The sequence below is a fragment of the Streptosporangium nondiastaticum genome (assembly GCF_003011965.1).
Lineage (GTDB): Bacteria > Actinomycetota > Actinomycetes > Streptomycetales > Streptomycetaceae > Streptomyces > Streptomyces nondiastaticus.
The window spans coordinates 39,492-48,026 of the sequence record NZ_PXWG01000045.1; the positions used below are offsets into that span (position 1 = coordinate 39,492).

Here is an 8,535-nt window from a genome sequence, read left to right on the forward strand (position 1 = left end):
ACGCCGCACGCGTAAGGATCTCCCCACAGATCTCCCCACAGGTCTCCACATGTGAGAGGGGGCGCTCCCGGCCGGGAGCGCCCCCTGTGCTGTCGTGCGGTTCAGCGCGTCACAGCGCGACGCCGAGCAGGGCGTCGGCGGCCCGGGAGACGAGGCCGGGCGCGCCCTCGTCCGTGCCGCCGCCGGCGGCCTGGGCGGCCGCCCAGCGGTCGATCGCCGCGAGGGCGCGGGGCGAGTCGAGGTCGTCCGCGAGGGCCTCACGGACCTCCTCGACCAGCGCGTCGGCGGACGGGCCGTCGGGGCGCGAAACGGCGGCGCGCCAGCGGCCGAGGCGCTCGACGGCCTCGTGCAGGACCGCGTCGGTCCACTCCCAGTCGGCGCGGTAGTGGTGCGCGAGGAGCGCGAGCCGGATCGCGGCCGGGTCGACGCCGTCGCGGCGCAGGGCCGAGACGAAGACGAGGTTGCCCTTGGATTTGGACATCTTCTCGCCGTGGAGCGCGACCATGCCGGCGTGGACGTACGTCTTGGCGTAGGGGTGTTCGCCGGTGAGGACCTGGGCGTGCGAGGCGCCCATCTCGTGGTGCGGGAAGACGAGGTCGGAGCCGCCGCCCTGGACGTCGAAGCCCATGCCGAAGTGCTCCAGGGCGATGGCGACGCACTCGATGTGCCAGCCGGGGCGGCCGGGGCCGAGCGAGGCGCCGTCCCAGCTGGGCTCGCCCGGGCGGGCGGCCATCCACAGCATGGGGTCCAGCGGGTTCTTCTTGCCCGGGCGGTCCGGGTCGCCGCCGCGCTCCGCGGAGAGCAGGCGCATGGCCTCGGCGTCGAGGCCGGAGACCTCGCCGAAGCGGGCGTCGGACTCGACGGAGAAGTAGACGTCGCCGTCGAGCTCGTAGGCGGCGCCGGCGTCGCGCAGGCGCTCCACCAGGGGGACGATCTTCGGTATCGATTCGACGGCGCCGACGTAGTGCCGGGGCGGGAGCATCCGCAGGGCGGTCATGTCCTCGCGGAAGAGGGCGGTCTCCCGCTCGGCGAGCTCGGTCCAGTCGTCGCCGTTGGCGACGGCCCGCTCCAGCAGCGGGTCGTCGATGTCGGTGACGTTCTGGACGTAGTGAACCTGCCGCTTGGTGTCGAGCCACACGCGCTGAACGAGGTCGAACGCGTTGTAGGTCGCCGCGTGTCCCATGTGGGTGGCGTCGTACGGCGTGATGCCGCAGACGTAGATACGGGCGACGGGGCCGGGGACGAGGGTCACCCGTCCGCCGGTCGCGGTGTCGTGGATCCGGAGGTCGCGGCCACTGCCGGGCAGGGCGGGAACCTCAGAAGCGGGCCAGGCATGCATGTCACGAGCGTAACCGGACGCATGTTCCGGATACGAACCGGATCCTGCTGTTGGCCGAACAGGCACTCTTGTGGAAATTACCGGGCTGTGCACGGGCATAAAACGAGCCCGCACGGCGTTTGCGGGCCGCACTCACCCGGGCCCGCGACGGGGCCCGGTCCTCACACCGGCGGCCACGGAATCGCGGGCCACTGCCCGGACGGCTCGCGGTGCCGGCCCGTGCGGAGCAGCTCCGCCACCCGCGCCCGCAGCGCCGCGATCTCCTCCGCCGTGATCAGCTCGGCGAGCCGCTCCGCCAAGGGGCTCCCGTCGGCCAGATTGGCCGAAAGACGCCGCAGCGCCTCCATGGCCTCGTCCGTGAGCGGCTCGCCCGCCCAGCCCCACAGCAGCGTGCGCAGCTTGTCGTCGGCGTTGAAGGTCACTCCGTGATCGATCGCATAGAGCCGGCCGTCCGCGGCCGGGAGCAGGTGGCCGCCCTTGCGGTCCCCGTTGTTGATCACGGCGTCCAGCACGGCCAGCCGGCGCAGCCGCTCGTCGTCGGCGTGCACGAGCAGGGCGGTGCGCTCCTCCCCCACGTCCGCGGGGCCCACGGCCTTCCAGCCCGGTTCCGGCTCCTCGCCGTCGACGAGCGCGAGCAGCGCGGAGTCCTCGGCCGAGGCCTCGATCCACAGCTGGCACATGCCCTCGCCGTACGGGCCGTCGCGCAGCACCGTGGGCGGGATCAGGCCCCACCCCATGGCCTCGGAGAGCTCGTACGCGGCGACCTCGCGCTGGGCGAGGGTGCCGTCGGGGAAGTCCCACAGGGGCCGCTCCCCGGCGACGGGCTTGTAGACGCAGGCGGCGCTCACGCCCTCGTGCTCGACCGTGCAGTACAGCACCGCGTTGGACGCGCCGGGAATCCGGCCACGGACCGTCAGCTCACCCTCGGCCAGCAGCTCCTGCGGGCTCACGCGCCGCGGCGGTATCCGTTCTGGCGCGGACATACGTGTCCTTCCGGGTCGAGCGGCAGACTGCACAGCGGGCAGGGCGGGCGGCCGGCGTTGACGACCTCCAGGGCGCGCTTGGCGAAGGCGCGGGCCATGGTGCCGGTGATGCGGACGCGCAGCATCGGCGGGCCGTTCGTCTCGTCCTGCAGGAGGCGCTCCTCGGCCTCGGCGAGGTCCTCGTCGGTGGCGGCGTCCAGCTCGACGAGGGCCTGGGCCTCGACGATCATGCGCTGGTGCTCGCCGTCCCAGGCGAGGGCCATGGTGCCGACGCGGAACTCCTCCTCGACGGGGGTCTCCAGGGGGGCCGTGTCGGCGAGCTCGGCCGGGGCGACCGCGGGCACGGGGGCGCTGCCGCCGGTGCGCCGGACGACCTCGTCCAGCAGCTCGTCGATGCGCTCGGCGAGCGCCTCGACCTGGGCCTTCTCAAGGGCGACGGTGGTGGTGCGGCCGGCCGCGGTGGCCTGCAGGAAGAAGGTGCGGCGGCCAGGCAGCCCGACCGTGCCGGCGACGAAACGGTCCGGCGGGTCGTAGAGGAACACCTGACGGGACAACGTCCTGCTCCATTTGGTTCGGGCGGTTCGGGCGATCGTGGTGCGGGCGATCGTGCTCGGTGGGTCCGGCGCCGGTCACGGGGTGACGGGCGGACTCTGCCGCGTCACCACCCTACTGCGCGGCACGATCACGGTGCCCCCGCCCCGCCCCCCACGACGCCGTCCTCCTCCGGGCGCGGCCCCTGGCCCGGCGTCTCCTCGTGCGGCGCGAGGCCGCGCAGGTCGCCGGTGTCGCCGAGGCGCACCAGGAAGGGGCGCAGCCGGGTGTAGCGGATCGCGGTGACCGAGCAGGGGTCGACGGCGATGCGCTGGAACAGGTCGAGGTGCAGGCCCAGGGCGTCGGCGACGAGGGCCTTGATGATGTCGCCGTGGGTGCACACCAGGTAACAGGCGTCGTGGCCGTGGCCGGCCTCCATGCGGGCGTTCCAGTCCCGCACGGCGTCGACGGCGCGGGCCTGCATGGCCCGTACGGACTCGCCGCCCGGGAAGGCGGCGGAGGACGGGTGGCGCTGGACGACCTCCCAGAGCGGTTCGCCCGTGAGCTCGGCGATCCCGCGGCCGGACCAGTCCCCGTAGTCGCACTCGCCGACGCGCTCGTCGGTGTGCAGGGGCAGCCCGGGGCGGGCGGCGAGGAGGGGCGCCAGGGTCTCGCGGCAGCGCTGGAGGGGGCTCGTGACGGCGGCCGCGAGCGGCACCTGCGCGAGCCGGTCCGGGAGGGCGGCCGCCTGGGCGGTGCCGCGCTCGTCCAGGGCGATGCCGGGGGTCCGTCCCGCGAGCACTCCGCCGGTGTTGGCGGTGGAGCGGCCGTGCCGGACCAGGATCAGCGTGGGCATGGCGGCCAGCCTAGTCCCGGGCCGGTCCGGGCCGTCGCGGTCATTTTCCGTGCCCTTGGCGTCCGGTGCCGTGTGCCCGGGCGCGATCGGCGGCACAATGCCCTGCGTGATCGTGGACTGCGCCATCTACCGCAACGGACGCCGCACCGACGGCCCCGCCGACTTCTCCGACGCCCTGGACGAGGCGCGGGCGGTGGGGGACTCCTTCCTGTGGGTCGGGCTGCACGAGCCGACGGAGGAGGAGTTCGACCTCATCACGAGCGAGTTCACCCTGCACCCGCTGGCGGTGGAGGACGCGCTGAAGGCGCACCAGCGGCCGAAGCTGGAGCTCTACAACGGCTCGCTGTTCGTCGTCCTCAAGCCGGTCACGTACGACGACGAGGCGGACACGGTCACGACGGGCGAGCTGATGCTGTTCGTCGGCGACTCGTTCGTCGTGACCGTGCGGCACGGCGAGGGCAGCCCGCTCGCGCAGGTGCGGCAGCGGCTGGAGCTCGAGCCGGAGGTGCTGCGGCACGGGCCGGCTTCGGTGCTGTACGCGGTGTGCGACGCGGTCGTGGACCAGTACACCGAGGTGGCGACGGAGCTGCAGCTGGACCTGGAGGAGCTGGAGGCGGAGGTGTTCGCCCCGATGGGCGGCGACAACCGGACCATCGCGTCGCGGATCTACTCCTTCAAGCGCCAGGTGCTGGAGTTCCGGCGGGCGTCGGCGCCGCTGGCCGAGCCGATGTCGCGGCTGGCGGGGGTGGGCGTGCCGTTCGTGCCGGAGCGGTCGCAGCCGTTCTTCCGGGACGTCGGCGACCACTTGATGCGGGCGAACGAGTCCGTCGAGGGCCTGGACCGGCTGCTGTCGGACATACTGTCCGCCCACCTCGCGCAGATGGGCGTCCAGCAGAACGACGACATGCGCAAGATCTCGGCGTGGGCGGCGATGGCGGCCGTCCCCACGATGATCGCCGGGATCTACGGGATGAACTTCACGCACATGTGGGAGCTGCGGCAGCCGTGGGGCTATCCGGCGGCCGTGCTGGTGATGGCGGGGCTGGTGTTCTGGCTGCACCGGCTGTTCAAGCGGCGCGGCTGGCTGTGAGGCCGGGGCGGGCGGGTCGCCTGCGGCGGGTCTCGGGGCCGTGGCCGCCCCTCAGGCGAACTCGGGCTCGGAAGCCGGGGTTCCGCTCAGTGCGTCGCGGCGCTCCGGCATGCGCAGGGTGACCATCCGCCGCCAGCCCGCAAGCCGCTCGTAGCCGTACACGGCCCGGATGCCGAGGGACAGCGCGAGCGCCTTCGGCCGGGGCCAGCGCAGGATCTCCCCCATGCGCGCCATGACGGCCAGGCTCACGTCCCGGTAGACGCGGATCTCGGTGCGGGCGCTCTCCCGCAGGACCGCGCGGATGGTCCGGCCGTGGCCCTCGCGCACCAGGCGCAGCAGTTCCTCGTGACAGTACGAGAGGTGGTTGGTCTCGTCGTGGGCGATCATCCGGATCGCCCTGCCGACCTCGGGGTGGTCGCCGAAGTGGGTGATGAGCATCTCCATCTGGTCGGCGGCGCGCTGCTCGGTGACGCGGCTGTGCGCGAGGTAGGTGACGATGTCCTGCTCGGTCAGCGGCCCGTCGCCGCGCAGGAGCGTGTGGGGCAGGCCGATGCCGCTGCGTTCGAGGAGCATCGTGTAGTCGGTGTCGTACGGCACCGGGGCGGGGTCGAGGCCGCGCTTGCGCAGCAGGGCCCGGAAGATGCGGCCGTGCTTGTCCTCGTCGGCGCCGTGCCGGGCGATCTTCGGGGCGAGGGCGCGCTGTTCCTCCGGCACGAGGGCGGCGATCCGGCCGTTCTCCCAGCCGCCCTGTTCCTCGCCGCTGGCGGCGATGGAGCAGAAGAGCCGGTACGCCTCGTCGTCGTCGAGGATCTCCTGGAACAGGCTTCTGGCCGAGAGCATGCCGGACCCACCTCCGTTCACGGCGCACTGCGCGTGCGTCCGTGAGACCCGAGTCAAGTCCCCTGCGCGCGGAGCGGCAATCGGGGGCGGTGCACGCTCGGCCGAATGCGCGACGCCGGAGCCGGTGCCGGGCGCGTAACCCGGCGCCGGTACGGGCGTTGTCTTCTGTACCGGCCGTGGCGGGGAAGGCCCCCGAGCCCCCACCACGGCCGCTGTCGTTCCCTCCCGGCCCTCCCGGCCCTTCTTCCGCCGTTACGCCAGGCCGGCGCGCTCCAGGGCCTCGACGCCCGCCCGCAGGCTCGCGATCCGCTCGTCCAGCGTGAAGCCGGCCGGGGCGAGGGACAGGGTGGTCACGCCGGCCGCGGCGTAGGCCTGCATACGGTCGGCGATGCGGTCCACGGAGCCGATGAGCGTGGTGGAGTCGATCAGGTCGCGGGGGACGGCCGCGGCGGCGCCCGCCTTGTCCCCGGCCAGGTACTTCTCCTGGATCTCGGCGGCGGCCTTCCCGTAGCCCATGCGCTGCGCCAGCTTGTTGTAGAAGTTCTGCTTGGCGCTGCCCATGCCGCCGACGTAGAGGGCGGTGTACGGGCGGAAGAGGTCGGCGAGGCCGTCGATGTCGTCGCCGACGGCCATGGGGACGGTCGGGACGATGTCGAAGCCGCCGAGGTCCTTGCCGGCCTTCGCGCGGCCCGCGCGGAGGGCGCCGAGCGTGGTCTCCTCGGCGTGCTCGGGGGCGAAGAAGACGAGCAGCGCGCCGTCGGCGATCTCGCCGGTCTGCTCCAGGTTCTTCGGGCCGATGGCGGCGATGTACAGCGGGATGTGCTCGCGGACGGGGTGGACGGTGAGCTTGATGGGCTTGCCGGGGCCGTCGGGGAGCGGCAGGGTCCAGTGCTCGCCCTCGTGCGTGAGGCGCTCGCGGGACATGGCCTTGCGGATGATCTCCACGTACTCGCGGGTGCGGGCGAGGGGCTTGTCGAACCGCACGCCGTACCAGCCCTCGGACACCTGCGGGCCGGACACGCCGAGGCCGAGCCGGAAGCGGCCGCCGGAGAGCGAGTCCAGGGTGGCGGCGGTCATCGCCGTCATGCTGGGCGTGCGGGCGGGGATCTGGAAGATGCCCGAGCCGATGTCGATGCGCTCGGTCTGCGCGGCCACCCAGGACAGGACGGTGGCGGCGTCGGAGCCGTAGGCCTCGGCGGCCCAGCAGACCGAGTAGCCCAGCCGGTCGGCCTCGCGGGCGACGGCGAGGTTGTCGGCGTCCATCCCCGCGCCCCAGTAGCCGAGGTTGATGCCGAGCTTCATTCGACTCATGCGGGCTCCCCTTACTGATCAGTAACGTCGTCGTTGCGGGGACTGTAGCGCGCCGGTGCGGGGTACGTCACCGGTCGGCCTGCGGTGCCGTCGTCCACAGGCCGGCGGGGCCGTCGTCCACAGGCGGCCACGGCGCGGGCCGCGGCCAGTAATCTCAGCGCTCATGGAACTGAGGCATCTCGGCCGTACGGGCCTGCGAGTGTCCCGGATCGGGCTCGGCACGCTCACCTGGGGCCGGGACACCGACGAGGGCGACGCCGCGGAGCAGTTGAAGGCGTTCTGGGAAGCCGGCGGCACCCTGATCGACACGGCCGACGTGTACGGGGACGGCGCCGCCGAGTATCTGCTCGGGCAGCTGATGGAGGAGCTGGTCCCCCGCCGCGACCTGGTCGTCGCGACCAAGTCCGGCAGCGTCCCCGACCCCGACCGGCGCTTCGACGGCTCGCGCGGCCACCTGCTCGCCGCGCTCGACGCCTCCCTGGAGCGCCTCGGCACGGATCACGTGGATCTCTGGCAGATCCACGCCTTCGATCCGCACACGCCCGTCGAGGAGACACTGCAGGCCATGGACATCGCGGTCACCAGCGGCCGCGCCCGCTACGCCGGCGTCTCCAACTTCTGCGGCTGGCAGCTCGCCCGCGCCGCCACCTGGCAGCTCGCCGCGCCCGGCGTCCGCACCCGGCTCGCCAGCACCCAGATGGAGTACTCGCTGCTGCAGCGCGGCATCGAGCGCGAGGTGCTGCCCGCCGCGCTCGACCTCGGCATCGGGGTGCTGCCCTCCTCCCCGCTCGGCCGCGGCGTCCTCACCGGCAAGTACCGCCACACGACGCCCGCCGACTCCCGCGGCGCCTCCGAGCACCTGGCGCCCTTCGTCGCCCCCTATCTGGACGAGACGGCGGGCCGCGTGGTCGACGCCGTCGCCACCGCGGCGGACGGGCTCGCCACGACGGCCCTCAAGGTCGCCCTCGCCTGGGTCCGCGACCGGCCCGGGGTCGTCGCCCCGATCGTCGGCGCGCGCACGGCGCAGCAGCTCAGGGCCGCGTTGTCAGTGGAGAGCCTTACGCTTCCGGACGAGATCTGCCGGGCGCTGGACGATGTGTCGGCGCCCGTGCACCGCTATCCCGATCAGGACTGGAGCACCCTGTGAACACCGACCGCCGCGCCGGCGACCCCGCACCCACGGACGGCGTTCCGGAACCGGACTCCGCTCCCGGGCAGGATCCGGCTTCCCCGGCGGACAGCGCACCGGCTCCTGACGGCGGGACCGCGTCTCCCTCGGCCGAAGGCGCGGATGCCGGTGCTGGTGCCAGTGCTGGTGCTGGTGCCGGTGCTGCCGCCGGAGCGGAGCCCGCCGCGGCGCCGGCGGCGCCGAAGAGCGCCGTCGCCGAAGCGCTCGCCGCGGCCGTCCGGGCCGTGGAGAGCGGGGAGCGCTCCGCCGCGTCCTTCTTCACGGAGGCCCGAGATATCAGCCGGATCGTGCGACACACCGGGCCAATTGGCGGAATCCCCTGCGCGTACCCCTCTACGGTGTGAAGTGTGAGCAGCAGCGGCCTCATCTACGCAGTCATCGTCGGGGCCTGGGCCG

8 protein-coding genes are annotated in these 8,535 nt (G+C 73.3%); 2 read left to right on the top strand and 6 right to left on the bottom strand.

The features are described from left to right. Window positions 1–109: 109 nt before the first annotated feature. From mshC to B7P34_RS18215, 4 genes are all read right to left on the bottom strand, one after another. Window positions 110–1,339 carry a cysteine--1-D-myo-inosityl 2-amino-2-deoxy-alpha-D-glucopyranoside ligase gene (gene mshC / locus B7P34_RS18200; protein ID WP_106677787.1) on the bottom strand — a complete coding sequence of 410 codons (1,230 nt, stop codon included), beginning with the start codon at window positions 1,337–1,339 and terminating at the stop codon, window positions 110–112. A gap of 161 nt (window positions 1,340–1,500) precedes the next feature. Continuing rightward, window positions 1,501–2,289 (bottom strand): SCO1664 family protein, encoded by a 789-nt coding sequence (locus tag B7P34_RS18205; protein WP_223267970.1) that lies wholly within the window; start codon window positions 2,287–2,289, stop codon window positions 1,501–1,503. Next, a complete protein-coding gene (locus B7P34_RS18210) occupies window positions 2,286–2,876 on the bottom strand; it encodes a DUF3090 domain-containing protein (RefSeq protein WP_106677791.1) in 591 nt (196 codons plus the stop codon). The genes B7P34_RS18205 and B7P34_RS18210 overlap by 4 nt, the downstream gene beginning before the upstream one ends. Window positions 2,877–3,004: 128 nt before the next feature. Then, window positions 3,005–3,709 (bottom strand): histidine phosphatase family protein, encoded by a 705-nt coding sequence (locus B7P34_RS18215; protein WP_106677800.1) that lies wholly within the window; start codon window positions 3,707–3,709, stop codon window positions 3,005–3,007. A 97-nt stretch (window positions 3,710–3,806) separates the two neighbouring features. On the opposite strand from B7P34_RS18215, the gene B7P34_RS18220 reads away from it, so the two are divergent. Next, window positions 3,807–4,799: a magnesium and cobalt transport protein CorA gene (locus tag B7P34_RS18220; protein WP_106677803.1), complete on the top strand. Its 993-nt coding sequence runs from the start codon at window positions 3,807–3,809 to the stop codon at window positions 4,797–4,799. A 51-nt stretch (window positions 4,800–4,850) separates the two neighbouring features. Here the strand turns inward: B7P34_RS18220 and B7P34_RS18225 are convergent, their stop codons facing one another. Both B7P34_RS18225 and B7P34_RS18230 read right to left on the bottom strand, forming a co-directional pair. Beyond that, window positions 4,851–5,639, bottom strand: coding sequence for a ferritin-like domain-containing protein (locus B7P34_RS18225; RefSeq protein ID WP_106677792.1), 789 nt, complete (start codon window positions 5,637–5,639; stop codon window positions 4,851–4,853). A gap of 252 nt (window positions 5,640–5,891) precedes the next feature. Next, window positions 5,892–6,950 carry an LLM class F420-dependent oxidoreductase gene (locus B7P34_RS18230; protein ID WP_223267971.1) on the bottom strand — a complete coding sequence of 353 codons (1,059 nt, stop codon included), beginning with the start codon at window positions 6,948–6,950 and terminating at the stop codon, window positions 5,892–5,894. 163 nt (window positions 6,951–7,113) lie between these two features. On the opposite strand from B7P34_RS18230, the gene B7P34_RS18235 reads away from it, so the two are divergent. After that, window positions 7,114–8,097: an aldo/keto reductase gene (locus B7P34_RS18235; RefSeq protein WP_106677795.1), complete on the top strand. Its 984-nt coding sequence runs from the start codon at window positions 7,114–7,116 to the stop codon at window positions 8,095–8,097. The last annotated feature ends 438 nt before the right edge of the window (window positions 8,098–8,535 follow it).